Below are 26919 nucleotides of genomic sequence, written 5' to 3'. Positions count from 1 at the left end.
TGTGTGCTGTAGTTGTACTGCTCTATCACTTAAACCACTCATTTCCTTATAACAAAAAAAGCCTGCCCTTCATAATAGGCAAGCTTTCTCAAATTATTCCTCCCTCATTCTCTTCTTATACCAATCCTGCATTCTCTCCGCGTCTTCTACTCTCGTATGCTCTATTTTATAACTAGATGATGCACTAGAAAACTTATACGTACATAAATCCGCGCGGCGCTGGAAATATGATTGTGTCTTCTCCATTGATTGGACGTGTCTTCTTCTAATAAGTCCTGTGTATTTTCCGACGCTACGATAGACAAGTGTAATTTGTTCTCCGTTAACACTGTAACCATTTGTTTTAAATGTTGCGTATCCAAGTGTAAAGATAAGGATTGCGAGCGGAATTAATGCCCACATGATGAAGTGCTTTTCAGAGTATATACTTATTCCAAGAAGCGGGATTGCTAGCATTGCGAAGAAGATAAAACTATCAATGAGATAGCGGCGCAATGCTGCTTTTGGTAATGCAATAATGTTTGCATTCAGTTCGTATGGTAATTGTAAATGGGCGAGTAACTGTTGCACTCGATTTTTTCGAATGATAGGATGCAGTGTAACTTTTTCTTCTTTTCCCTCACTTTGAATGACTTCTACTTGCACAGCACAATAACCGAATGGTTGGCGTAAAATACTTTCTTTTATCGTAATACCTTGAATACGATGCAATTTTAGTACGAGCTCTTTTTTCTCAAGTAATCCTTGTGAAATGCGAACTTCGTCATTTCTTCGATTCACTGTGAAATCGCCATGTTTTAACGCGTAACCGATTGTAGATATAATCCAAGAAAGAACGAGTAAAATGGCTACCATGAAAATCCAGCCATATATATCATGTTCCATTACATACGACTTTACGCCATTCTCTATCCATTTCGGAATGTACTCATCTACTTGGTGATAAACGAAAAAGATTAAAGAGAATAATAGTCCAAATTGACCAGATGTAACAGATGCTAATAAAATCTCTTTCCAAGTTAATTTATATTCTGTCGTTTGTTTTTCCTCTGTAACAATTGCTTTTTCTACTACATTTTCTGTTGCTTCGTCTAACGTTCCTTCTGCTTTCACTTCTGGAGTTGGCTCATTTAGCAAAGCAATAAGCTCCGCCGCTTCTTCTGCCGTAATACCAGCTAAGCTAACTTCTGCTTCATCGCCCCCACCAGCTGTTTCAATCTGAATTTTTTTCAAACCGAGCATTTGATATAGTACGTTAGAACTTGTATTAATCGTTTGAACACGTTCTTTATTTAAGTAGCTCTCCTTTTTCACGAAGAGACCTTTTTTCACATGTAATACGTTATTTTCAACCCAATATGTTGTGTAATACCATTTTTCAAATGCTGAAAAAACGGTGAGTAAACCAAATGCTGCGGGAATTAAATACCAAAACGGGAATTTTCCGTTTAAGCTAAACATGAAAATAATGAGTGGTATAAAATCTGTTATTTTCAATTCTAATAACATCGTGATTGGATGCTGCCTCTTATACATCCTCATCACTCACTTTCGCTAATTCTGCGATTTTCGTTTTCAACATTTCTGCTTCATACATCGTTAAGCCTGGAATGCTGTGAGAAGTTGCTGCTGTTGAAATGTGTAATTCTGCTAATCCGTATTTTCTCATAATTGGTCCTTGTTCAATCGTAACGTGCTGCACACGAATCATCGGTACTAATACGCGCTTTACGACGAAAAGACCATGCTGAATTTCAAGTTCTTCTTCATTTAGTTGGTAGCTGTAATAACGTTGACGTAGTTTCGGGAATAAGAAGTACGAAAATGGCGCGAACACAACTGTTAGCCCAATCATCACATACAAAATCCACGCCCACCAATCAAACTTTATCATGAGGAAAAGGTAAGCTAAAATGACGAGTATACCGATCCCTTCTTCAATTACAGCACGAATTTTCCACACTTTGACCATGTCAGGGTTAATTTCATTTTTCAATGGATCCATGTAACCACTCCAAATCTAGTAATCTAATATACGAATACTCTTAATCTATATTTTACATAACTTTACAGAAAATTAAAATTTAATCTTCTTTCCTCTCTGGAATAAAATATCCGAACCAAAGTAGCCAAATAAAACCGATTAACTTCATCCAACTTCCATCTGCTTGAAAAGCCTCTATCATGCCTGGAATTTTATAAACTCCAATGAATCCAAGAAAACCGAGCCACCAGTTTTTTTGCATTTTCATTTTTACTCCTCCTTCATGACGCTTTTCACATTTCGAATCCAAATTTCTTTATATTTTAACTGAAATCCCATGAGCATATAATTGCTCATATTATCGATCACAAGCGCTAGCGTATGAGCGTTTTCTTCCGTTGCATGTTGTGACACAACGCCCAGTCTCGCGCCTTGCTTCAATAAATCGTGGAAACCATGTAAGAAATCCTCTTGTATTTCAAATAATCGTTTCTGATACTTTTCATTTCGCGATGCAGTTACGATAAATTCATTGATAACGCGTAGTATTCCTTCTTGCCCTTCATACTCAGAGAGCATATGTAAACCATCTGCGATTAGCTTTTCTGCAAAATTTTCTTTCGTATACTGCTCTTTATCGAAGTAATTTGCAAAATGATAATCAGAAAAAATCTCTTCAAATAAAAAATCGACTAACGCTTCTTTAGAAGAAAAATGATAATAAATAGCCGGTTTTGAAATACCTACCTCTTTCGCAATCATGGAAAGGCTCATCTTCTCAATGCCGTGCTCTGCCATGAGTTTAAATGATGCCTCGACAATGTTTTGCGATGTTTGTAAATTCTTTGTCATACTGTACCTCACTTATTTTTACTTACCGGTCGGTAAATAAATTATAAAATGAAACTGAATAATTTGCAAGTTAATAAGAGTTTACACAGGAAGTTCTTGATAAAGTGAAACTTTAATCAGCCTTCATAAACAGCGGGATAAAGGCGGCGATGAGGCTGGTCACGATAATAAAAGCGGATTTCCATCCATTATTGTGCTCTTTATCATATTGATTGTAGTCGGAGTTGGCTATAGCGAAATTAACTTCTAAAAAAAGCATCCTAAATCACACATTTAGGATGCTTTTTTTTACTTTCTATTTAGCAATCGCATACGATAACAATTCATTGTCACTTCTCCAAGTCTTTGCAGCAATTGATAGTTCGCATATGCGCCTACCGGGGCACCGATTACTGGTACGAGCTGAAGCATTTTCGCTAAATCGATATAGTCTCGGTATTCTGTTTGGAACTTTTCCCAGTCCATATGATTTTCTTTTTCTGTATCCCACGTTTCAATTGCTTTCCATATTTCTTTTCTGTGATTGTCACTTGAAAAGGCGAGTTGGAAAACGTGAAGAATAAAAAGACGCTCTTCTTGTTTACTTGTATCAAATCCATACAACGTTGCTGCATCGAATAAAAATTTAATTTTAATCGTAAGTAAAAGCGGAAAGTCAGCAAGACCGAGTAAAATACCACCAGCCCCCGTCCCTGCTCCTTCTGCCGCAGCTATTTTTTTGTACTCATCCATTTTTTTACGCACTTCGTCATCACGTCTTTGCAGTGACCATGTCGTCTCTTTTAGCTTCGGCTTTATAAAGTTTGATCCGGCGCTGATCGTTTGCACCATCATCCGAATCGTTTCTGTTAAGACTTTTTGCACTTTCGCCGGAATAAGCTGTTGTACTTTCGTCTGCACTTTCTTTGAGAACCGTGTCATCATAGAAGAATCTTTCATGAATGTAGCTTTCCACTGCTCCAGTTCTTTTATAACCTTTTCTTCATATGTAATCATAGGTTCATTCCCTTCAATTTAAACGTTCAATGCGCTTCGCACCGTATTGGTAAACGAAACCGATACTAAATAATATGCTTACGACAAGTAAAATTCCTGTCATCATGAAATCTTTCGTTGCTAGTGCAAATATAACTGTAAAGATTACGCTCCCGATGATTAGAATCACATTTAATAAAGTAAGAAAATCTTTCTTCTTTTCATCTACCTTTACTGGATACAAATCAAGCCAAATTTTCATGCGGTGATGTTTCCATAAAGTTAATAGCTGATAGCCAATTAAGTATAGGAAAATAAAACTTACGATAAATCGCCCGTATAAAAATGGAATGAAGTAAAGAATAACTCCTCCAAGAGCGAGCAGACGCACATATAATCCAAAATAGTTACCTGATCTTAAAAACGTTCTCGTATATAAGTATAAATATGTGCGCTTTTCGCCGATTATCGACAGAATGAAATCCAGCCATTTTCGGCGAGATACTCTTTCTTTTAATGCTGGTACATCAACGAACATATTTGCAATTCGGTACAGCAGCATCATTTTCTTACCTTCTTCAGAAATTAAATACTCCCAGTTTAGCGGCTTTCCTTTTACCATTTGATGCATGATAGCAAGATATAACACCATGAGCAGAACGATTCCGCCAATAACAAGAACTGAAGTACGTTCTACAAGGAAATATACAAATAAACCGTTTAAGATAAAACGAATAAACCAATCAACTCTTTGTATATTTTGATCTGTTAAAAATGATTTTTCCCACGCGACGAATAAATTCCACGCTTTTACAATGACAAATGCGAGGACAATCCATATGTAGCCAGCACCGGTTTGCTTCATTTGTTGGAAGTATAACGGAGCAAGCGCAGCTGCTACGATTGCGATTATGTATAACTGAATCATAAATGTAAAAAGAAATGCCTTGGTGAAGTAAGGTTTTAACTTTTCTTCAACTGGCAGTAAGTAAACGAGATCCGCTTCTTTTAATAACGTTTGAATGGATCCAGCTGTTAACACGAGTCCAATTAATACTGCCATTACGAGCGCAGTTGGAAAGGAAGATGTTAACGTTTGTAACCATTGCTGGTAATAATACGCTCCCGCACCGATGATGAACACGAAAATAAATTTCAAATGATCATTAAATACGTATTTACTATATGTACGAACTTCTTTTAGAAAGTGACGAAATCGTTCTTTCCATAACGCTGTGCTATTCATAATCTTCTTCCTTTGTTAGCGCGATGTAAATATCATCTAACGTTGCACCTGGCATATTAAACTGTGATTGCAGTTCAGCTAATGTTCCCTTCGCTCTTACTTCACCTTGATGCAGAATAATGAACGAATCACAATAACGCTCTGCCGTCGCTAAAATATGTGTGCTCATTAAAATACCGGCTCCACTCTTTTTCATTTGATCCATCATTTGAAGAAGAGATTGAATTGCTAACGGATCTAATCCAACGAAAGGTTCGTCTACTATGTAAAGAGATGGCTCAACTAAAAACGCGCTCATAATCATTACTTTTTGTTTCATCCCTTTTGAGAAATGAGATGGAAACCATTTTAAACGATTTTTCATTCGAAATTCATGTAATAGTTGTCCTACACGTTCTTCATATTGTTTTTCATCGACGCCGTACGCCATCGCTGTTAATTTCAAATGCTCTTCTAACGTTAATTCATCATATAATACCGGCGTTTCTGGAATGAATGAAAAGCTAGAACGGTACGCTGTCATATCATCACGAATTGTTTTCCCATTAATTGTGACAGTTCCTTTTTTCGGTTCCATTAAACCGATAATATGTTTAATCGTCGTACTTTTACCAGCTCCATTTAAACCGATTAAGCCGACAAGTTCGCCTTTATTAACAGAGAACGAAACGTCTTTTAATACAGGTCGTTTCGTATATCCTCCTGTAACATTTTCTACACGCAATAACTCGCTCATACGACACCACTTTCTTCATTAGTATTCATTCTATATTCATCTTACCAAAAATTATGCTGTACTACATAGTATCCATGTACTCAAAAAAAAAATTTAAATTTATTAGCATATATTTTCCCGAAAGCGGACATCATAATTATTGAAGAAGGAACACATTGAAAAAGCAACCACCAATTGATGAGTACAACAACATAGTGAAGTCATCATGAAATGGGGTGTCCATGTTGGACAATGAAATTTACACATAACCAGATTATTTGTTTCATTTTCGAAACGGGGTGTCTCCGAAAGAGCATATACTGTTTTAAAAAATAAACAATTTCCTTTTATGAAAGATTGCAATTCATTTCACTTGAAAATGGGGTGTCTACGGCAGAAACTTTAGCCGATTTACCGTGCATTTCTTAAATAAATGAGGTGTCTGCGAAACGTAAATTACGATAATGCTTTTTCAATCCCTCTTCAGAAAACAGGAAGCTGAGTCAGCTTCCTGTTTTTCGTGTTTGTTCTCTTATGTAATTATGGTAAAATACGGCTAAGGATATTTGAAAGGATGAGATCAATGAATCATACAGCAGACAATTGTATTTTTTGTAAAATCATTGACGGGCAAATCCCTTGCTCAAAAGTATACGAAGATGAACATGTGCTTGCATTTTTAGATATTAGTCAAGTAACAAAAGGACATACTCTTGTTATTCCGAAAGTTCACAAACAAGACATTTTTGCGTTAACGCCAGAAATCGCATCACACATTTTTTCTGTCGTTCCAAAAATCGCAAATGCGATTAAAGCAGAGTTTAATCCAGTTGGCTTTAACCTACTTAACAATAACGGTGAAAAAGCTGGACAAACTGTGTTCCACTTCCACCTTCATTTAATTCCACGCTACGGTGAAAAAGATGGTTTCGGTGCTGTTTGGAAATCACACCAAAATGAATACACTATGGAAAATTTACAAAACATCGCAAGTACAATTGCAAATAGTGTGAAATAATGACACTATAAGAAGGCGTAATACATAACAAGCCACTTCCCTAAAGTCATCAAATTCCGCATGGCTTGTTTCTTCACTTAAAATGCTCAGGGATGATTGTTTGTGCATAGCACATATAAGAAAGATATGCATATTGTTTTACATCATGAATACGAACAAAAAATAAGGAGGTCTCCTTTTATGTCAAAAGCTAAATCCTTTATTACAGGTGTTATTTGCGGGGGAGCAGTTGCTGGACTAGCCGTTCTTTTCTCAACTCCTTCTTCTGGTAAAGACATGCGCGGCAAGTTAAAAGAAAAAGGAAATGATATTAAAAAGACTTTAGCTGATATTACAGCTGATACGAAATTATTAAAGCGTCAAATTGTTGAAACTGCTTCAGAAGGTAAAGAAGTGTTTCAAGAACTAAAAGATGACATGCAAGACACGCTTTCTAACTGGAAACAAGATATTTCTCAAAACAAGCGCCATATTGAGAAAGAAATTTTGGACATCCAAAAGTCAATTGAGAAACTACAAGAAGCTGTTCCAGAAAAAGCGTAAACAAATTCCTGCTTAGTTTTTTGCATATAACAAATATTTTTTATATAAATTGACCTTGACACGGCATATCGTATAGATATGCCGTGTTTTTATGCATTTACAATATATGTTATCAATTAACATGTAAGGACAACGCATGTATTCACGACTCATAAAACGCTTCCATAGTTATGCATGATTTGTATAGAATGTCATTTTGTTAAAAAATTTTCACAATTCTCACAAAAAGACTTTATTAATTTTTATTTTACTGGCATAATAGATAGTAATGAAAAAAGAATGTTAAAGTGGGTGAGTACATGAAAAGTGGAGAAAAAGATTACTCGGTAAAAGAAGCGATGATTTTCAGCCAACGCATTGCTCAATTATCGAAAGCGTTATGGAAATGTGTAGAGAAAGATTGGCAGCAGTGGATTAAACCTTACGATTTAAATATTAATGAACATCATATTTTAACAATCGCTTATCATTTAAAAGGGGCTTCTATTTCTGAGATTGCTAAGTTTGGAGTTATGCACGTATCAACGGCGTTTAACTTCTCTAAAAAGCTTGAAGAACGCGGCTATCTTGTATTCTCAAAAAAGGAAGATGATAAACGAAATACGTACATTGAAATTACAGACAAAGGGGAAGAATTACTACTTCGCTTAATGGAGGAGTATGATCCTGAAAATAATTCAGTGTTTAATGGGGCTCTTGCACTTCGTAATTTTTATGGGAAGTTCCCAGAAAATATCGAACTGATTGCAATCCTGCGTAATATTTACGGACAAGACTTCATCGATATTTTTGAGAAATCATTAGAAGATATTGAAGAGAACTTTACAGAATCCGATCAAAAGTTAGTTAAGAAATAATCTATTTATTTTTTCGCAATCATGCTTAAGAATTCATTCATAAGCGGCTTAAATAAACCTTGTTTTGCTAGCGCTTCCGCAGTTTCGTTTACTTCGAGCTGATGTGGAAGCGCTTTTTCAAATTGATCTAACAGCGCATCGAACAAAAGAAGCCCTTCTGCTTTCTCCACTACATATTGCTCGTTCAGTTTTTCACAAAGATTTAGTATACGTTCAATATCTTTTTTACGAGCTTTTTTCTTTATGATCAAAGAATAAAATGGACACTTCTCTTCATCAATCATTTTAAATAGTAGGTCTACGTAGTATTCAGCTTGTTCTAATCTTCTAACAACGTCCATTTTCTCCCTCACTTTCTAACACAAAGTCTTCTATTTCTGAATTTTGTAACACGAACAAAATATCGTGTGATACAATATATGTATATGTATTTTAGCCAAAAGGAGGTCTCGCCTCATGACACTTATAACAGTTGTTTTTGTCGCATTCGCACTTCTTGTTATATTTTACACGAATTTCATGACACATACACTGTGTGAACGAAAACAAATAGCTGCGAGCCGCCAGCCCGGTGTCTTTCGGGTTATTAATGTATGTATAACAATTTTATTAATTTCTAGTTATATAGAAATTATATTTCATGGAAAGTGAGGAAGGAAAGCCCCTTCCTCACTTTTTTCCTCTATAAGCAAATTATACCTACAATAACCAATAAAATAAACAGTACAAGTAATAAAATAAGTTGAGAATTCATCCCCATCCCCTCCTCTATTCTGTATATGCGGCATACGCCCAATATGGCACACTTTCAAAATCTGACACGTACTGGTTAATTTTTCTTTATCAATATGAAAACGCGTCGAAATATGATATATTAAATTTTGTACATATTGCTTATACTATAGAACAAAACATTCATCAAAACTTTATCCTCAGCCACGGTAAGCCCTGTTAAGCGCGCTTTACCAATACAAAAAAGCAAAAGTATCAGTGAGACTTAATCGGGCTCTTATGAATTTAAAATTCATCGGTGTAGGATAAATTAAAAATACATAATAGTAGGAGTGTTTATCGAATGAAGAAAGCTATGCTTGCCTTAGCCGCAACAAGTGTAATCGCATTATCAGCATGTGGAACATCATCATCAGACAAAATCGTTACATCTAAAGCTGGTGACATTACAAAAGAAGAATTCTACGATCAAATGAAGACACAAGCTGGTAAACAAGTACTAAACAACATGGTTATGGAAAAAGTTCTTATTAAAAACTACAAAGTTGAAGACAAAGATGTAGACAAAAAGTTCGATGAAATGAAAAAACAATACGGTGATCAATTCGATACACTAATGAAACAACAAGGTATTAAAGAAGAAACTATCAAAAATAGTGTGCGTGCTCAATTAGCTCAAGAAAAAGCGGTTGAACAATCGATTACTGATAAAGATGTAAAAGCAAAATTCGAGGATTATAAAAAAGAAATTAAAGCAAGTCATATCCTTGTAAAAGATGAAGAAACTGCTAAAAAAGTGAAAGATGAACTTGCTCAAGGTAAATCTTTCGAAGAATTAGCAAAGCAATACTCTGAAGATACAGGTTCAAAAGAAAAAGGTGGCGACTTAGGATTCTTCGGACCAGGGAAAATGGTAAAAGAATTTGAAGAAGCAGCTCAAAAGTTGAAAAAAGATGAAGTAAGCGAACCTGTAAAAACACAATTCGGTTACCATATTATTAAAGTAACTGATAATCACGCAGATGCAACTTTCGATAAATCAAAAGCTGATATTAAAAAATCACTAGCTCAAGAAAAAACGCAAGATGCTCAATTTATGAATGACTTAATGATGAAAGAAATCAAAAAAGCTGACGTAAAAGTTGACGATAAAGATTTAAAAGATCTTTTCAAAGAGCAAAAAGCTGACGATAAAAAAGAAGAAAAGAAATAATGAAGTAAAAAGCTTGGGCTTCGGCCCGAGCTTTTTTTATATCCTCTTCTCCCGATAGTTATATCCAGATTCGGTAAATGAAATTATATCGGCGATTTTTCAAATATATCGACTTACCGACAAAAAACGACAACAAGTGTGATTCCCTCTTAAAAACACAAAAAAACCTTGATCCACGCTACACGGAACCAAGGTTTATCTTATTATCATTGATTAAATTCAAAAACTATGTTAAATTAGTACAGAAACACGTTTTAAAAAATATAAAGAACGTATTTATCCGTATCTTAATTGTACAACAAAATTTTTCTTCAGTCAACCTCTATTTTTCACTTTTAAAGGAGTGCTTACGTATGAACAAAAAACTTGATCTAGAGCAAAAACGATTGGATACCGTAATCGAAACTATTACGCAGCAAATTGATAAGCTGGAAAACGAAACTGGCAGACGCCGGGCAGAAGTAATCAACATCCGTAAACACTTCTGGGATGACGTTAAAGTGAATACAGATACTTTTGATGATTACCTTGAAACAGTTATCAACTTAAGACAACAAGCTCAATCACTAGCTGTTACACAAATCACCCATAAACACACCTTTAATCGACTTGCCGCGCTGCGACGTATGCAAAAAGCACCTTACTTCGGACGCATCGATTTCACTGAAGAAGGCGAACCTTCCACAGAACAAATCTATATCGGTGTTTCTACCCTTACTGATGCAAGCGGAGAAAACTTTCTTATTTATGACTGGCGCGCCCCAATTTCAAGTGTTTATTACGACTACCCACCAGGACCAGCTGAGTACAACACACCAGGCGGCGTAATTCGCGGTAATGTGGAGAAAAAATTACAATACATTATTCAAAATGGCGAGATTGATTCCATGTTCGATACGAGCCTTACAATTGGCGATGAAATCTTGCAACAAGCACTCGGAAAAGGTACGAACAAACATATGCAAAGTATCGTCGCTACGATTCAGCGTGAGCAAAATGAAATTATCCGTCACGATGAAGGCCGACTCCTTATCGTTCAAGGAGCTGCTGGTAGTGGTAAAACATCTGCTGCCCTTCAGCGAATCGCCTACTTACTATATAAATATCGCGAATGGCTAAAAGCGGATCAAATTATTCTCTTCTCCCCTAACTCTATGTTCAATAGCTACGTATCTAACGTACTACCTGAACTCGGTGAAGAAAATATGCAGCAAGTAACATTCCAAGAATATTTAAACCATAGACTAAGTAAGTCATTTGATGTTGAAGACCCTTATGAGCAATTGGAATATATGTTAACTGAAACGAATAGCCCTACCTATAAAACGAGAAATGCGAGCATCCGATTTAAAGCATCCACTCAATTTTTCGAGATGATTAGAGCGTACAGACAATCTCTTGAATCTTCAGGCATGCTATTTAGAGGAATGAAATTTAGAGGAAAACTGATCGTCTCTGCAAAAGAGATTACAGAGCAATTTTATAATACTGACTCCTCCCTCCGCTTCCATAGTCGAATTGAAAAGTTAACGGATTGGCTAAATAAACAAATAGATGCACTCGAAAAAGCAGAACTGAAAAAGCCTTGGGTAGAAGAAGAAATTGAATTACTTAGTAAAGATGAATACCAAAAGGCTTATAAATATTTACAGAAAAAAGGCGAGTTTGACGACAACTCCTTTCAAGACTTTGAGAAAGAAACAAGAGTACTTGGGCGTATGATTGTCCGTAAAAAAATGAAGCCACTTCGTAAAGGCGTTCAAACATTGCGTTTCATCAATTTCACAAGCATATATAAACAGCTCTTCACAGATGCATCATGGGTTACTGGGGAAAAACCGAAAGAGTGGGATGACATTTGCTCATTAACAGTGAACATGCTTGATGAAGGAAAGCTATATTACGAGGATGCGACTCCATTTTTACTTTTAAAAGAATTAATTGAAGGCTTCCAAACGAACAGATCGATTAAACACGTACTCGTAGATGAAGCGCAAGATTATTCTCCGTTTCAGTTCGAGTTTTTAAAACGTCTCTTCCCTGCTGCAAGAATGACGGTACTCGGAGACTTTAACCAAGCGATATTTGCCCATGCGAGTGAGGCAGTGAATTTCAATACACTTACTAGCTTATACGGACCAGATGAAACGAACGGTATTAACTTAACTCGTAGCTACCGCTCAACAAAACCGATTATTGAATTTACACGTGCTCTCGTACCGGAAGGGAAGAACATTCACGCCTTTGAACGCGATGGCGAGAAACCTACAGTAACGAAAATAGCTGATTACAGCGAACTGCACGAGCATATTACTACAAAAGTTACCGAACTACAAAAACAAAATCACAATACAATCGCGATTATATGTAAATCCGCAACTGAAAGCGCCGCTGCATACGAAGCACTCCGTCATATCGAGAATATTAAACTCGTGAAGAGTAACTCAGCCGAGTATGAGCAAGGCATTGTTGTGATACCTGCTTACTTAGCAAAAGGTATCGAATTTGACGCTGTTATTATTTACGATGCTTCTGAAGATGCGTACAGCGATGAGAGCGTTCGTAGATTGTTCTACACTGCTTGTACGCGAGCAATGCATGAGTTGCAACTTTATAGCGTTGGCGAGGTTAGTCCTTTTGTGCTTGAGGCTGATTCGGAGAGTTTTGAGCTAATAACTAAAACACCTTGATGATTATCAAGGTGTTTTTCTCATTCTAAAAGGAATATCTTTACGTCGATATACACTTAACACAATTCCCATTATAAATGCATGAAACAGAGTTGGTATCAATCCGTAGCTAATAAATGGTAATGATATAGAAACACGTGGTAATATCCCGAGGGTCATGCCAACATTACAAATAAAATGGATTACAAAAAGAGTCACTCCGCCAACGAGAAGCAATTTACCATAACCATCATTTATTTTATAAGCTATGTTCATTATTCTTACTGCAAAAAGAGAAAGAATCACGACAAGAACTAGCGCAAGTACATATCCATAATAGTAAGTCAAACTTGCAAATACAAAATCAGTATGGGCAGCACGGATAGACTTTATATTTTCATATGTACCAAACCAACCTGCTGAAGACATCGCCTCTTTTAAACGTAAATACCATAGATCATGCTCTGGATTTAACATTCCTAAAATTCTGGCCATACGGTATTCTTTTACAGCAGACCAGGAAAGTAGATCCCTAATAATCAATGGTACAATAGGTAAAATCGTAATGAGCCATGCCGTTTTCTTTCCTAACTTACTCCACCAAAGCATAACAAATACCATCGTGATATAGATGAACAGTGGTAAAAGAGTTGATGTAGTTAGAAATAAATATAAAGAAAATAAATACAACATGAGAAGATGTATAAACTTTAATCTACTGTTATTGAAAAAAGAAGCCCAGCCTAGAAAAAAGAATGGTATTGTCATTAAACAATCAATTATGACGGAACCAATTTTTAGTAATGGTTCTCCATTCAAAGAAGCAGTCGGAAAACATTTTATCATTAACAAGATAAGTACACCAATTGTATAAAACAGCCACCCAAGCCTCTCTAACTTCCGATAATCAAATAGCATCATCCCAATCGCTGTTGTAACACCGAGAATTACAAATATCACCTTATTCATTAATAAGTCAGCATGTCCAAGCGCTATAACTGGCAAAAAACCTAGCCCCATCGCAGCCACTAATAAACCAATTAAGAACCAATCAACCTTTGGCTTATGTAGTTTATTAAGTTCCTGGCCAAGCTTAATTGGACTTCCCATTTGTTCAACAGCCTTATCTTCAGCAACTTCCTCACTTAAGCCTTTCTCTATCCACATATTCTTCGTCTGTTTCAAGTGAAAGTCTAGTTCTGTTGCCACCAAGTCCTTTGCTTCTTTTGATTTAATATGGTTCGTAACTTCTTTTAAAAAACGCTCCCCTTTTTTGCTCAATTTTTTCTCACTCCTGTACTAATCCTTTTAATATAAATCGTGCCTTCGTAGCATTCTTCTCTGCCTTTCGCAGCATTTTATTTCCTTTATCATTTAATTGATAATATTTAGCTCCCGCGTGATCCCAGCTAGATTGGATAAAGCGATTTTGTTCTAGACGATGTAATAAAGTGTATAGAGACCCTTCACCACCTTCGAATTTTTGAATCCCTCTCCCTCTTAGCAACTGCATCAATTCATAACCCGTTTTTTCATTCATAAGAAGTTGTAACACTGCTAAAAGGATATCTTCTTCCTTTTCGGACGATTGCTTAATTTTTTCTCGCACCTGCTTCTGGTGCTGATCAGAAAAACTCAAATGTTTAAACGTTGTGTTCTCCATTGATTTTCGCAAGCCTTTTAATCCATCTTCCATTTGATTATTCCTCCAATCCTTTCTTCAAAAGCTCCTTCGCTTTTTTCAGTCTCGTTTTTATCGTGTTTTCCTTTACTTCTATTACTGTAGCAATCTCTTTAATTGATAATTCTTCATAATAAAATAGATAAATGACTTCTCGATATTTTATCGGTAAACTCATTACCGCAGAAGCCAACCTACTATCCTCCGCATTTTGAATGACAGTTTGTTCGACACTATCATTTTGAATCCCAATATACGCAAATTCATCCTCTGTAACGATTACCTTTTTGTTATACCAACTTTTTATATAGTCCTTACATTGATTAATCGCAATTCTCCATAACCACGTTTTCACATTCGATTTCCCTTTATATGTATGAAGAGATTTATAACATTTTACAAATATATCTTGCGTTACATCCTCCGCAATCTCTTTATTATTCACATATGAATACACAAGCTGCAGGACTTCTTGCCCATACTTGTTCATTATTTCGTCGATAAGTTCCTCCTTATCTTCTATTTCAAACGCTTCTATCGTTAATTCATCCACATCATTTCCTCCTTCCCATATATTAGACGACGCACTGTATGGAAAAGTTTTATAAATACATAAAAAAATACGGATGGTAATGTCCATACCGTTTTTTTATGAATATTTATTTACTTCTTGTCCCCTGACACTAATGCTCTGCTTAAAACTAGGAATTTTCATCCATATATCTTGTTCCCTATTTTAAAACATAATACAATGAATACGTAACTTAATAAGCTATAACTAGTAGGTGTGGTAATCATCTCTTCCATTTTGAAAAAAGGGGGAGGTGATAATATGATCGCGATGTTTGTAATTAAATTAGTGTATGGTATCCTAACCGGAGCTGGCGTTGTCATCGGTAGAAGATACTTCGGTCCATGGCTAATTTCTGTATACAAAAAAGCGAGAACCACCCTGCTTCGTGGAAAAGGTAAGGGCGGTTCTCGGCTAAAACGTTAATGTAATTGTCTTATAACCGCACCTACTACCACCACAATAGCAAGTTAGGTTACAAAGGCAGAAGTTTCTCAGGCTTCTGTCTTTTTTATTTTATGCAAAATTCACACTAAATACTCTATCATCATTGTAACACATTTTATTTATTTTTAGTCAAGAGAAAAAACCACCTAAAGGCTCCCCTTCAGGTGGTTCTCTATTTTATGCTAACGCAGCTGCCTGTTCTTGTTGATCTACAGGAATTACAGCGTCTGTTAATGCTTTTTCTAGTTCAGCTGTATATTTCATTTGTTCTTCTTTGCTCCAGCCTAGTTTCGCAGCCATGTAGTTGATTACTGCTTCTTTCCACTCATATACCCAGTGGATGTTGAAGAATACAGCGCCTCTGCGGCGTACGAAGAAGTCAACTGGTTTTGCTGTCATTTCGTAATCCATTGCGTATACAAGTGGGATTAGAACGTCAAGCGGCATGTTGTATTCTTTCGCTTCGTCTTTATGTTTTTTCGCTAAGCCAAATAGTACATCAACGTTAGAACCATAGAATTTTGCGAATTCTTCTGCTTGTGCTTTCGTTAAACCAGATTTCGTACCTTCGTCTGCTTTTTTCGCAACGAATGCCGGGAATCCGTGTGAACCATCTACATGTCCACCAGAGATCGGCATATGTTTCGTATCACTCTTCGGATATGCACTATGACCTTCTTTTTGTAGTAAGTTCGTTACGTAATCTACTACCATTTCAGCCATTTTGCGGTATCCTGTTAATTTACCACCTGCGATTGTAATTAAACCAGATTCAGAAGTCCAAATTTCATCTTTACGAGAAATTTCAGATGCATTCTTACCTTCTTCATAAATTAACGGACGTACACCAGCCCAGCTTGATTCAATGTCTTTCTCTGTAATTTTCACGCTTGGGAACATGTAGTTAATTGCATTAATGATGTATGTGCGATCTTCTGTTGTCATTTGTGGTACAGCTGCGTCTTTATCATAGAACGTATCTGTTGTACCTACGTATGTTTTTCCTCCGCGAGGAATCGCGAACACCATACGTTTATCTGGTGTATCGAAGTAAATTGCTTGCCCGAGTGGGAAACGTTTTTGATCAATTACTAAGTGAACACCTTTTGATAACTGAAGTACTTTTCCTTTTTTCGAGTTATCTTTTTCACGAAGTGTATCTACCCAAGGACCAGCTGCGTTTACAATTTTCTTACCGTAAACTTCATATACTTCACCGTCTAGTAAATCGATTACACGTACACCGCATACTTTTCCATCTTTATATAAGAAACTGTCTACTTTTGCGTAGTTAACAGCTTTCGCACCATGCTCAATTGCTTCTTTCATTACTTCAATTGTAAGACGCGCATCGTCTGTACGATATTCTACGTAGTAACCGCCGCCTTTTAATCCTTCTTTTTTTACAAGAGGCTCTTTGTTTAGCGTTTCTTCACGGTTAAACATCTTTCTGCGCTCGCTTCGTTTTACACCTGCTAAGAAGTCGTATACACGAAGACCAATTGATGTACTAAATGATCCGAACGTACCGCCTGTATGGAACGGAAGTAACATCCACTCTGGTGTTGTTACATGGGGACCGTTCTCATATACGATCGCACGCTCTTTACCCACCTCTGCTACCATTTTCACTTCAAGTTGTTTTAAATAACGTAGACCACCGTGTACAAGCTTCGTTGAACGACTTGATGTACCTGCTGCAAAGTCCTGCATTTCAAACACAATTGTTGATAACCCGCGTGTTGCTCCATCTAATGCAATACCAGAACCAGTAATACCTCCACCAATTACGATCACATCTAACTCTTGTTTATTTACTCCGTTTAATACGTCTTTACGTTGTTTACTTGAAAATTTCATGGTAATTCCTCCCTTTGATAACGAAAAAAGAGACCACAAACTCCGCTATAGATTTCGCCTCTATAGCGCGTTGTGGTCTCTCCAAATCTCCTACCGAATTATTAACTTGTCACCATTATAACACTGTTTATGATTATTTGAAAGCTTTTGTTGCTTCAATTGCTTTTTTCCATCCAGCATATAGCTCTTCGCTTGTTTCCGCTTCCATCGTTGGTTCAAAGCGTTTGTCCATATGCCACTGTGATTTAATTTCATCTTGGTTTTTCCAATATCCAACCGCAAGACCAGCTAAGTATGCTGCACCTAGAGCCGTTGTTTCGTTAATCACTGGACGCTCTACAGGAACATCTAAAATATCACTTTGGAACTTCATTAAGAAGTTATTTTTAACTGCTCCGCCATCAACGCGTAATGTTTTCAGTTCAATACCTGAATCTGCTTCCATTGCGCATAATACATCTTTCGTTTGGTAAGCTAAAGATTCTAGCGTTGCACGAATGAAGTGCTCTTTCGTCGTACCGCGTGTTACACCAAACATAGCGCCGCGTACTTCACTATCCCAATAAGGTGTTCCTAGTCCAACGAATGCTGGTACAACGTATACACCATCAGTTGATTCAACGCGACTCGCATACACTTCACTCTCACTTGCATCTTTAAACATGCGCATTCCGTCACGTAACCACTGAATTGCAGAACCTGCTACGAAAATACTTCCTTCTAATGCGTAGTTTACTTTACCATCTATTCCCCATGCAATTGTTGTTAATAGACCGTGCTCAGAAGCTACTGCTTTTTCACCTGTGTTCATTAACATGAAGCAACCAGTTCCGTAAGTATTTTTCGCCATACCTTCACCGAAACAAGCTTGTCCAAATAATGCTGCTTGTTGGTCACCAGCTACACCTGCAATCGGTACATTTTGGCCGAAGAAGTGGTAATCAATTGTTTCTCCGTAAATTTCAGATGATGGACGTACTTCTGGAAGCATGCTCTTTGGTACTGTTAACATTTCTAGAAGCTCATCATCCCACTGTAAGTCGTGAATATTAAACATTAACGTACGTGATGCGTTTGAATAATCTGTTACGTGTGCTTTACCACCAGATAGTTTCCATACAAGCCACGAATCAATTGTTCCGAATAATAGATCACCGTTTTCTGCTTTCTCTCTTGCACCTTCAACGTTATCTAAAATCCATTTTACTTTCGTACCAGAGAAGTATGCATCAATTAAAAGACCTGTTTTTTCGCGAACCATTTCGCTATAACCTTTTTCTTTTAACTCATCACAAATTTCAGCTGTTTGGCGAGATTGCCATACAATTGCGTTGTAAATTGGTTTACTAGTTGTTTTATCCCAGACAACCGTTGTTTCACGTTGGTTCGTAATACCGATACCTGCGATTTGTTCTGGTTTTACATCTGCTTCGCTTAAGCAAGTTGCGATAACTGCTAAAATAGATCCCCAAATTTCTTGTGCATTATGCTCTACCCAGCCCGGCTTTGGAAAATGTTGTGTAAACTCTTTTTGAGCTGAATGAACAATTTCACCTTTTTTATTGAAAAGAATTGCGCGTGAGCTTGTTGTTCCTTGGTCTAATGAAAGAATATATTTTTTCATATCGGTTTCCCCCTTATGCTACTTTTCTACTATTTGTATTGCTTCCGCTTTTTTTACTTGTCATATAAGAGATTGCTAGTACAATCACAGTTGCGATAATCACATAAATAAGTGCTGAATTTTGCTTTCCTTCAAATACAACTTGATGGAATAAACCTGCAAGTGATCCACCTAAAATTGGACCTACTACTGGAATCCATGCATACTTCCAGTTTGAACCGCCTTTTCCTGCAATCGGAAGGAAGAAGTGTGCGATACGCGGACCTAAATCACGTGCTGGGTTAATTGCGTATCCTGTTGTCCCACCTAATGATAAACCAATACTTACAATTAAGAAACCTACGATAAATGGATTTAATCCATCTGCAAATTTATTTGCACCAATTGCTAATATACCAAATACTAAAACGAATGTTCCAATCATTTCACTTAAAAGGTTTGCAAATGTGTTCGGAATTGCTGGACCTGTTGCAAATACACCTAACTTTGTTCCTGGATCTTCTGTTTCTTTCCAGTGTGGTAAGTAATGTAAATATACGATAACTGCCCCGATAATTGCCCCAATCATTTGTGCTACGATATAACCTGGTACGTCACTCCATGGGAACGCTCCCTTAAATGCTAGTCCTATCGTTAAAGCTGGATTCAAATGTGCCCCACTAATTGATCCAACCGCATACGCTGCAACCGCTACTGCTAAGCCCCAGCCCATTGTAATAACAATCCAACCTGAATCTTTCGCAAACGATTTCTTTAAACTTACACCAGCACAAACGCCGCCACCAAGTACGATTAACAACGCAGTCCCTATTAACTCTCCTAAAAATGCTGACATAGTATCCCTCCACAATCAATTTAAACGCTTCCAAATGTGATAGAGGTAAAATGAATGGCCATTCGTTTTTGTCAAAAGAAAAAGACCCACAGCTTTGCACGCTTCTATATAAATTTATATAGAAACAATGAAATGTGGATCTCTTCTTTTCTCCGTCACGTTTATTAACTTGTCTATAATGTTAACCTCTTATGAAAGCGGTGTCAACAGAATTTTTTCACATTTTCGTCACTTTTTTTGGTAATGTTTCCATAGTTCGCGTTTTGACGTCGTAATCGCTGTCGCACCAGCGTTTAAAGCTCTTTCCACATCTTCTACAGTACGAATAAAACCACCTGCTAAAATCGGTACACCAGTACGCTCTTTCACTTCAGCGATAATATCCGTCATTGCTCCTGGAAGCACCTCAATATAATCCGGTTTCGTCTTATCTAAAAGATTGCAGCTCTTCTCCATCGCACTCGAATCGATTAAAAAGATGCGTTGTATTGCCACAACACCTTTTTGCTTCGCCTTCATAATAACGCTCGCCTTTGTCGAAAGTAACCCGTACGGTCGAAACTCCTGACATAAATATTCCGTCGCATGCCCATCACTCTGCAAGCCATGAATTAAATCCACATGTAAAAACACCTTTTTACAATATTGCTTCGCAAGTGATATAACACTCTTCAATTGGCCGACATGAATATCTAAAATAACGATATATTCATACGAACTATGTAATAGCTTTTCCAAATCTTTAATTTGCCTCACTGCCGGCAAAATCTTCTGTTCATGAAATTCCATTCTCTATATCCCCTTCTTTATGTCATCCTATCCTTTATAGTACACAATTTAAGTGAAAAGAACAGCTAGTGTAGGGGATTTCTTTCAAATCTTTCCTCTATTTATATATTTTCTTCAACTTATCAGAACCTATACCACCTATAATCATGAATACAAGGGGCAAAAGATTCATTACATATGGCGCATCTGCTACAATTGCAATACTTGCTCCAGCAAATTTATTTAGCATCCATACAACGATTTTTGCAATAAGTAAAAATACCCCTATCATAAATAAACTATCAAAAAACACCTTCCATTTTGGATATGCCAATTTCTTACTATCTTCAATTACTTTCTGCGTCAATTCTTCATCACTCCTTAGCAGTTCATCAATCGTAATATCGAACAAATCACTTAAATGAATAATAATTTCAATGCTCGGATAGTTCTTTCCCGTCTCCCATTTCGAAACAGATTGCCTACTTACATGAATTTTTTCAGCCAAATCATTTTGCGACCAATTTCTTTTTTCCCTTTCTTCTTTTAAACGCTCACTAAAAATCATACTGTGTTTATCACCTCTCTATGCCCATTATGTTCAAATAAATGATGAAGAGTAAAGCTAGTTATCGTTGCATCGCCTGTGCAACTTATGCGTTACAGCTTATAATAGTGCTATTTTATATGTATCTTCCCTATACTATGCTCCAATAATAATTTCCCGAACAATAATACAAAGAGCGGATACTAATAAAGTGAAACTTTAATCAGCCCTCACCAATCGGGCTTTTACAGACAGCCCGGCAAATAGCGGGATAAAGACTAGATTAGGCATAAAAAATACGCCATCCCTTCTTATCAGTCTCCAGAAAGAATAACGCAAATTTTCATTTTTACTCATCATTTTTCGGACTATATGAAAACCCCGGATATTTCACAACAGGCCACTTCTCCTTACGCAGGGAATCCATTACTTGCGGGCCAACATGTATATTACTCTCCACTATTTCTTTAGGAGTCAGTGCCATCCATTGATTTAACGATACATCTTCAAAACGATTGCTTCTGAACATCTCTAAAAACCATAATGTTTCGGTACCTGTATTTTGAATATAATGCCCCGTCGCAAACGGTACATATCCGACATCACCAGCTCTATAATCAAATGTACGAGCGGTACCATTTCCAAGAAACACAGTCATTCTCGCTTCTCCTGTCAAATAATATTGCCATTCATCATTATTCGGGTGCCAATGAAGTTCTCTCATTCCACCAGGCTCAACCTCAACGAGCGCTGCTGCGATCGTTTTTGAAATAGGGAAATTTGTAGAATCTACAATTCGAACGCTACCACCAGGAGTCTTAATTGGCTTTTGTTTTAACAGTTCATGTTTAAATGTTAAAGGAACTTCCCCTTTCGGTGATTGAACTTCCTGACTTTCAAGCGAACCTGGCACCTCTCCTTGATAAATATAAACTTGACCTGAAGGGATAGAATGAAAAGCACTCTCAGGTACTCCAAAATTAGCCGACAACACTTCTTTTGGCGTATGCGCAAACCAATCAGAAATAGCTAAAGTAGATAAATCAGAAAAATGTCCATCATCGAAAACAAGTAGAAATTCACAATGTTCCAATCCTTGAATGGAATGCGGAATACCAGGCGGAAAATACCAAAGATCACCTGGTCCAACATCAGCAATAAAATTACGCCCATTTTGATCAACAGCCGTTATGCGCGCCCGTCCTAAAAGCATATACGCCCATTCTGCCTCTTTATGCCAATGTAGTTCTCGTACTCCACCGGCCGTTAAACTCATATTCACTCCCGCAATCGTCGTCGAAACCGGTAGTTCCCGAGCAGTAATCTCCCGAGACCACCCGCCTTGTTTCAAAATCATAGAAGTGTCCGAGAATGAAAACTTCAAGTTAGGAACTAACCCTGCATCCGTTATAGGCGGAACAAGCATATTCGGATTTTGAATATCCCGCATAACATTACGAGGTCCAGAATCAATCGCACCTGCTCCGTCGCTGCGGATTGGTTGTGGCACATTCCCTCCCGCTTCATTAACAGTACGTTTCTTCATGATTACACCCCTTTTTCATCCGGTTATTAGGTGAAAATCCTCCACCATAGTGTATGAATTGGGCTTTAGATGGTTACAGTTACTATGGAGTTACATCAACTGCCTATCATTATCGTTTTGTTCATTTCTCAACTTATACTAGTATGGACAGCGTCTGGAAAGATAATGAAGAAATTAAATTAAAACTAATAAAAAACCCTGTAAAATTTAGTGCAAACAAGTTAATATACTTAATTAGTAAATTTCCCTCGAATAATTTATTAGAATCTAACATCCGTATACTTCTTACATATTTATAATATTTCCACATGTACTGTTTTACAAATAATCACATATTCGATCAAAGGGATTTATATAGTCTTTAAAAGGAAATTTACTAAACGAAAAGAAAATTTTAACAACAATGAAAAGAAGCTAACAATAAATTGTTAACTTCTCGGCTTAAGGAAAAAATAGTATCTTTCCTTATCTTCTAATATCTAGGTTGTGATTGAATATTTGTAAGATGAACATCATACATATCAATGATTTCAAGAAATCTATCAGCTTCACGGAAAACATGGTCTGCTAATAATGGATGAATGATACTCTTTATTTTACATTGCTCAATTAAATCACGTGCTGTTTTCTTAAAATCCCGAAGAGATGTAACCGACACACGATTTTGATCTAAAAATTGATCTAAAAGTGGGACTGTTTGGGATTGTGGTTTCATAGATTCTAAGTCAATTGCTTGATACATCAATTCATCAAAATCATTGCTAAAATTCCGTGCTGTATCTACAAGCTTTCTTTCCGATGGATCAAGAAGATGGCCAATAAATTTAGCATGGTCTGCCATAATCCGTAAAAAGAAAACATTTTCTTTAATAATAGCATCAGGAAGGGCATCTAATTTCCCTTCATTTAATTGTATTAAACGTTTTCTAAAATAGTCAGCTTCCCTACTTGTATGGTCAACTAACAGTGGAAAGTTATTTTGTCCTGGCAATTTACATGTGAGAATTAATCCTAAAATTTTTCTTTTAAATCCCCAAATATTAGTTGCGGCTTGTTGTACTTCTGCATTAAATCTTTTTATTTGCTCAGGATCTGTTTCATTTGTATAGGAATGCGCTATTTGTTCGATATGTTCAAACAATCGATAAAATTGATTAGCCTCTTCAATTAGTTGAGTATCCTCGCATCTAAACCCTAAGCGAAGAAAAAAAGAATGCTCCTTCATGATTCTAGACCAAAAACGAATTTCATTTAATGAACGCTCAACAAACATTACAGATGTAACACCTGTATCAGGATGTAATGATGTTTCATCCCTATGCATTGTTAATCCCCCCCAGTAAAATCCCCCGCTAGTTCCATTCTTATGAGTAAAAAAATATATAAATACCATCAATAAAAGTTCTGATGAATCTCGTATACATGTAATATTAAATTTATATAACCTGATCCCCAAGAAGAAAAAGGCTACCACCTAGTTGTAAAGTTCTACTAGGTGGTAGCCTTTCAAAATTTTTATTAAAGCAATACCGAATCTTTATCACTATCCTGATTACGTTTCTCGCGCTCTTCTTCTAAACGCTTCATATATACTTCGCCTTCTTTTTCGATAAACTCATTATCCATATCTTGCTCTTTTTTCGAAGTATATAAAACCATGTAGCCACTTAGTACAATCCCGACAATTACAAGATACACCCACCATGGTAAAGTTTCCAAATCACTTCATTCCTTTCCTTAGACAAGCCTTATTAGTTTCACTTTATGAGGAAAGAAGTGGATTTATGCTTAAAATTTTTATTGTGGATGCTTCGCGAAAAATGCTTGTACATATTCCATAAACTCAATTGGTTCCTGACGAAACGGTGCGTGGTATCCTTTTTCAATAATATGAAACGTACTATTCGCAAATAGCCCATGATACAGTTCACCATTTTTCCAAGAAACACTCTTATCATGTCGTCCCCATAAAATTAAAGTCGGTACCTTAATTTTATCTGCTTCCATCGCAATGCGGCGCTCTCTCATTTTCGTAAGCTGATCATAATGCTCTTTATCATCACGACTATTTTTCACTTCATTTTTATTATACTTCGCAATCTCAGTTACAGTTTGTAAGTCCGTCGATAGCGGTGGTACTTCATAACTTTCTTTTTGCTGGAAAGACTCTATCCCTGTGGAATCCGCCAAGATGAGATGCGTCACTGCATCCGGATATAAATACGCTAAATTAAGGGACATCTCTCCGCCCATTGAATGGCCGAGCACCGCAAACTGATCGTATCCGAGCTTCTTCATTAACTTATAATATAAATTCACTTGCGCAGGAAACGAATACTGAAAATCAATAGGTTTAGAAGAACGCCCAAACCCTAAAATATCAACCGCAATAATCGTATGGTCTCGCGCTAGTTCCGGATAAATATCACTAAACCCATCAGAAGAACCACCAAACCCATGCAACATGAGTAACGGCGGTTTTCCCTCACCAATTTGCTTAAAATAAATCGTCTGCCCATCAATTTGCGCCATACTCTCTTTCGTATTCAGCTTCATCATAACAGTATCTTTCACTTCTTCAACCTTCGCAATCGGCTTATCAACGAAGTTACATACGATTAACAAAACGAGCACAATACCGCTAATGAAATAAAATTTAAACCGTTTCAAAATTCCCGTCTCCTTTCTTGAGTTGCTATTTAAAGTTTTTACATTATTTGGTTGTTTTATGTTATCCTTTTAATTGTAACTAAAACAGTTACAATTATACTAAAAAAATATAACTCACTTCTATTACTAATGGTTATTCTGTAACTATTATAGTTACATATTTAAAGTAAGTCAATTCTTTTCTCTACATGGCCTGAAAATAGAAAAAGGGACTCCATGTTGAAGTCCCTTTCTTTGTTATTATAGTTGGCTTACTCCGCCGTCGCCCCTATTATCTGCTGGTGCTCCTCCTGTGTCGCCAATGTTAACGTAGTCTGGTCTTGCTGGTGCTCCTCCGTCACCAATATTAACTGCTTGCTGTGTAGTAGAAGAAAAATTAAGTCCCAATGAAAGAATCCCTACAAAAATTAATCCTTTTGCTATTACGCCTACTTTTTTCATTATTTCAACGCCCCTTTTTCTAAATGTTTTTTCTGTGCTTGATTATTTATATAAAAATATTTACTTGCCTTTACATGGTTTTCTTCTTTATAAAATTGCATAGCTAAAATCTCAGTATATTCTTGAATACAATCCAACAAACCTTCTTTCTCAAAATATAAAATCCCATTTAAAATAGTGGATTCTAATAATACACTAGACGTCTTTTGATTCATTTCCTTTAAAATTACAAAACGGTGCTGAAATTCTTTATTTTGTATCTTATTACATATATCTAATCCTTTTTCAATTAATTCAGCGGCAGTATCGATTTTTCCAATTTTGTAATATTCACGTGCTAATACAAACATTGCTTTGAAATGTTTGGGATTACTTTTTATTACTTCTACTAAATGTCGAATTGCTAAACTCGAAAGGTTTTGACTTGCATATAACCATGCTAAATTATGACGAACCATTGTAATAAATCTTTCATTATCTATCTTTTGAAATACATCTAATGCCAAATTCAACTTCTCTTCGGCTTGTTCATATTGCTTTAAATCAATACAAGCCATTGCAAAAATATTCTCACACAAAGCAATACAAACTTCATAGCCAGGATGTTTTTCATATTCATCTTTTGCTAAACGTATTTGATCAATCGCCATCAATGGTTTATACGTTTGATAAGACAAATATGCAAATCTATAATTGAATTCAGCATGTTCCAACGAAGATGTTATATATTTAATTAATTTCCCAGCCTCTTCAAAGTGATTTTGTGACTCAATGTAATTTGATATATACATTGCATGAATACCTTTAAATAAGTGATAATAATGTGTTAAAAGTGCGTCATCAGGAATTATAAAGGTATTAATTTCATCAAAACTATTCTCTGTAATACTCAAACTATCAATTAGCACATGATAACGGAATTTTAATAATGCGTGATAAAATGCCGCATACTGATCTTCTTTAATATAAATAACCTTGGACTCTATTTCCTCATTTAGTACTTTCGCTTTAACCACATCTTGTTTTAACATTGAATGATACCAATCATCCAATAAGTGTCTCATTTGCTCCCGCGTTACTACATCTGCTCCCATAAACTCGCATCCCCTTTTCTCCAAAATTAGG

30 protein-coding genes are annotated in these 26919 nt (G+C 36.4%); 8 read left to right on the top strand and 22 right to left on the bottom strand.

What is annotated here, in order from left to right; translation table 11 throughout:
* Window positions 1-93 precede the first annotated feature (93 nt).
* The 4 genes from BCG9842_RS05180 to BCG9842_RS05165 form a co-directional block, all read right to left on the bottom strand.
* Window positions 94-1536 (bottom strand): PH domain-containing protein, encoded by a 1443-nt coding sequence (locus BCG9842_RS05180; protein WP_000278212.1) that lies wholly within the window; start codon window positions 1534-1536, stop codon window positions 94-96.
* Window positions 1529-2005: a PH domain-containing protein gene (locus tag BCG9842_RS05175; RefSeq protein ID WP_000371368.1), complete on the bottom strand. Its 477-nt coding sequence runs from the start codon at window positions 2003-2005 to the stop codon at window positions 1529-1531. Before BCG9842_RS05175 ends, BCG9842_RS05180 begins: the two co-directional genes overlap by 8 nt.
* A gap of 79 nt (window positions 2006-2084) precedes the next feature.
* Window positions 2085-2252, bottom strand: coding sequence for a hypothetical protein (locus BCG9842_RS31225; protein WP_000783816.1), 168 nt, complete (start codon window positions 2250-2252; stop codon window positions 2085-2087).
* A gap of 2 nt (window positions 2253-2254) precedes the next feature.
* Window positions 2255-2836 (bottom strand): TetR/AcrR family transcriptional regulator, encoded by a 582-nt coding sequence (locus BCG9842_RS05165; protein WP_000164836.1) that lies wholly within the window; start codon window positions 2834-2836, stop codon window positions 2255-2257.
* A gap of 115 nt (window positions 2837-2951) precedes the next feature.
* On the opposite strand from BCG9842_RS05165, the gene BCG9842_RS30930 reads away from it, so the two are divergent.
* Window positions 2952-3086 carry a YjcZ family sporulation protein gene (locus BCG9842_RS30930; RefSeq protein WP_102981857.1) on the top strand — a complete coding sequence of 45 codons (135 nt, stop codon included), beginning with the start codon at window positions 2952-2954 and terminating at the stop codon, window positions 3084-3086.
* 38 nt (window positions 3087-3124) lie between these two features.
* Here BCG9842_RS30930 and ecsC read toward each other — a convergent pair whose 3' ends face one another.
* From ecsC to ecsA, 3 genes are read right to left on the bottom strand one after another with little or no spacing between them, the layout of a single operon-like run.
* Complete coding sequence (gene ecsC / locus BCG9842_RS05160) at window positions 3125-3832, bottom strand: ecs operon protein EcsC (RefSeq protein ID WP_000634144.1); 708 nt, start codon at window positions 3830-3832, stop codon at window positions 3125-3127.
* A 13-nt stretch (window positions 3833-3845) separates the two neighbouring features.
* Complete coding sequence (gene ecsB / locus BCG9842_RS05155; protein WP_001089123.1) at window positions 3846-5057, bottom strand: ABC transporter permease EcsB; 1212 nt, start codon at window positions 5055-5057, stop codon at window positions 3846-3848.
* Window positions 5050-5793, bottom strand: a complete 744-nt coding sequence (gene ecsA / locus BCG9842_RS05150; protein ID WP_001292597.1) for an ABC transporter ATP-binding protein EcsA — start codon at window positions 5791-5793, stop codon at window positions 5050-5052. The genes ecsB and ecsA overlap by 8 nt, the downstream gene beginning before the upstream one ends.
* 562 nt (window positions 5794-6355) lie before the next feature.
* Here ecsA and BCG9842_RS05145 point away from each other — a divergent pair.
* From BCG9842_RS05145 to BCG9842_RS05135, 3 genes are all read left to right on the top strand, one after another.
* Window positions 6356-6790 (top strand): HIT family protein, encoded by a 435-nt coding sequence (locus tag BCG9842_RS05145; RefSeq protein WP_001016835.1) that lies wholly within the window; start codon window positions 6356-6358, stop codon window positions 6788-6790.
* A gap of 180 nt (window positions 6791-6970) precedes the next feature.
* Window positions 6971-7333: a YtxH domain-containing protein gene (locus BCG9842_RS05140; RefSeq protein ID WP_000030302.1), complete on the top strand. Its 363-nt coding sequence runs from the start codon at window positions 6971-6973 to the stop codon at window positions 7331-7333.
* Between the two features lie 299 nt (window positions 7334-7632).
* On the top strand, window positions 7633-8190 hold the full coding sequence (locus BCG9842_RS05135) for an HTH-type transcriptional regulator Hpr (RefSeq protein ID WP_000834924.1): 558 nt from the start codon (window positions 7633-7635) through the stop codon (window positions 8188-8190).
* A 5-nt stretch (window positions 8191-8195) separates the two neighbouring features.
* Here BCG9842_RS05135 and BCG9842_RS05130 read toward each other — a convergent pair whose 3' ends face one another.
* On the bottom strand, window positions 8196-8531 hold the full coding sequence (locus BCG9842_RS05130; RefSeq protein WP_000383656.1) for a DUF1878 family protein: 336 nt from the start codon (window positions 8529-8531) through the stop codon (window positions 8196-8198).
* 115 nt (window positions 8532-8646) lie between these two features.
* On the opposite strand from BCG9842_RS05130, the gene BCG9842_RS05125 reads away from it, so the two are divergent.
* The 3 genes from BCG9842_RS05125 to helD all read left to right on the top strand — a co-directional run bounded on the left by BCG9842_RS05125 (window position 8647) and on the right by helD (window position 12825).
* Entirely contained in the window at window positions 8647-8841 is a 195-nt protein-coding gene (locus BCG9842_RS05125; protein ID WP_000172690.1) for a hypothetical protein, read from the top strand.
* A 424-nt stretch (window positions 8842-9265) separates the two neighbouring features.
* Window positions 9266-10135, top strand: coding sequence for a peptidylprolyl isomerase PrsA (gene prsA / locus BCG9842_RS05120; protein WP_000710062.1), 870 nt, complete (start codon window positions 9266-9268; stop codon window positions 10133-10135).
* Between the two features lie 353 nt (window positions 10136-10488).
* Complete coding sequence (helD, locus tag BCG9842_RS05115) at window positions 10489-12825, top strand: RNA polymerase recycling motor HelD (RefSeq protein WP_001035461.1); 2337 nt, start codon at window positions 10489-10491, stop codon at window positions 12823-12825.
* Between the two features lie 6 nt (window positions 12826-12831).
* Here the strand turns inward: helD and BCG9842_RS05110 are convergent, their stop codons facing one another.
* From BCG9842_RS05110 to BCG9842_RS05100, 3 genes are read right to left on the bottom strand one after another with little or no spacing between them, the layout of a single operon-like run.
* Window positions 12832-14085: an FtsW/RodA/SpoVE family cell cycle protein gene (locus BCG9842_RS05110; RefSeq protein WP_000037420.1), complete on the bottom strand. Its 1254-nt coding sequence runs from the start codon at window positions 14083-14085 to the stop codon at window positions 12832-12834.
* A 7-nt stretch (window positions 14086-14092) separates the two neighbouring features.
* Window positions 14093-14500 (bottom strand): PadR family transcriptional regulator, encoded by a 408-nt coding sequence (locus BCG9842_RS05105; protein WP_000389386.1) that lies wholly within the window; start codon window positions 14498-14500, stop codon window positions 14093-14095.
* 4 nt (window positions 14501-14504) lie between these two features.
* Window positions 14505-15038, bottom strand: a complete 534-nt coding sequence (locus BCG9842_RS05100) for a sigma-70 family RNA polymerase sigma factor (RefSeq protein ID WP_000344008.1) — start codon at window positions 15036-15038, stop codon at window positions 14505-14507.
* A gap of 279 nt (window positions 15039-15317) precedes the next feature.
* On the opposite strand from BCG9842_RS05100, the gene BCG9842_RS31220 reads away from it, so the two are divergent.
* Complete coding sequence (locus BCG9842_RS31220) at window positions 15318-15482, top strand: hypothetical protein (protein WP_000561150.1); 165 nt, start codon at window positions 15318-15320, stop codon at window positions 15480-15482.
* 198 nt (window positions 15483-15680) lie between these two features.
* Here BCG9842_RS31220 and glpD read toward each other — a convergent pair whose 3' ends face one another.
* The 11 genes from glpD to BCG9842_RS05045 form a co-directional block, all read right to left on the bottom strand.
* Window positions 15681-17363, bottom strand: coding sequence for an aerobic glycerol-3-phosphate dehydrogenase (gene glpD / locus BCG9842_RS05095; RefSeq protein ID WP_000672828.1), 1683 nt, complete (start codon window positions 17361-17363; stop codon window positions 15681-15683).
* A gap of 133 nt (window positions 17364-17496) precedes the next feature.
* A complete protein-coding gene (gene glpK, locus BCG9842_RS05090) occupies window positions 17497-18987 on the bottom strand; it encodes a glycerol kinase GlpK (protein WP_000760013.1) in 1491 nt (496 codons plus the stop codon).
* Between the two features lie 13 nt (window positions 18988-19000).
* On the bottom strand, window positions 19001-19822 hold the full coding sequence (gene glpF, locus BCG9842_RS05085; RefSeq protein ID WP_001272200.1) for a glycerol uptake facilitator protein GlpF: 822 nt from the start codon (window positions 19820-19822) through the stop codon (window positions 19001-19003).
* A 228-nt stretch (window positions 19823-20050) separates the two neighbouring features.
* Window positions 20051-20611: a glycerol uptake operon antiterminator GlpP gene (glpP, locus tag BCG9842_RS05080; protein ID WP_000394286.1), complete on the bottom strand. Its 561-nt coding sequence runs from the start codon at window positions 20609-20611 to the stop codon at window positions 20051-20053.
* 97 nt (window positions 20612-20708) lie between these two features.
* Window positions 20709-21158, bottom strand: coding sequence for a helix-turn-helix domain-containing protein (locus BCG9842_RS05075; protein ID WP_000577641.1), 450 nt, complete (start codon window positions 21156-21158; stop codon window positions 20709-20711).
* Between the two features lie 328 nt (window positions 21159-21486).
* Window positions 21487-22683, bottom strand: coding sequence for an oxalate decarboxylase family bicupin (locus tag BCG9842_RS05070; RefSeq protein ID WP_000747511.1), 1197 nt, complete (start codon window positions 22681-22683; stop codon window positions 21487-21489).
* 472 nt (window positions 22684-23155) lie between these two features.
* Window positions 23156-24007 carry a DUF2935 domain-containing protein gene (locus BCG9842_RS05065; protein WP_000554483.1) on the bottom strand — a complete coding sequence of 284 codons (852 nt, stop codon included), beginning with the start codon at window positions 24005-24007 and terminating at the stop codon, window positions 23156-23158.
* A 194-nt stretch (window positions 24008-24201) separates the two neighbouring features.
* Complete coding sequence (locus tag BCG9842_RS05060) at window positions 24202-24402, bottom strand: sporulation YhaL family protein (RefSeq protein ID WP_000449223.1); 201 nt, start codon at window positions 24400-24402, stop codon at window positions 24202-24204.
* A gap of 78 nt (window positions 24403-24480) precedes the next feature.
* Window positions 24481-25353: an alpha/beta fold hydrolase gene (locus tag BCG9842_RS05055; protein ID WP_000819462.1), complete on the bottom strand. Its 873-nt coding sequence runs from the start codon at window positions 25351-25353 to the stop codon at window positions 24481-24483.
* Between the two features lie 240 nt (window positions 25354-25593).
* Complete coding sequence (locus BCG9842_RS05050) at window positions 25594-25794, bottom strand: Phr family secreted Rap phosphatase inhibitor (protein ID WP_000755466.1); 201 nt, start codon at window positions 25792-25794, stop codon at window positions 25594-25596.
* On the bottom strand, window positions 25794-26888 hold the full coding sequence (locus tag BCG9842_RS05045; RefSeq protein ID WP_000500598.1) for a response regulator aspartate phosphatase: 1095 nt from the start codon (window positions 26886-26888) through the stop codon (window positions 25794-25796). Before BCG9842_RS05045 ends, BCG9842_RS05050 begins: the two co-directional genes overlap by 1 nt.
* Between the last annotated feature and the right edge of the window lie 31 nt (window positions 26889-26919).

This window comes from Bacillus cereus G9842, assembly GCF_000021305.1.
GTDB classification, from domain to species: Bacteria; Bacillota; Bacilli; order Bacillales; family Bacillaceae_G; genus Bacillus_A; species Bacillus_A thuringiensis_S.
Note: the sequence above shows the minus strand (reverse complement) of the source record. Positions and strands in the feature narration are given on the sequence as shown.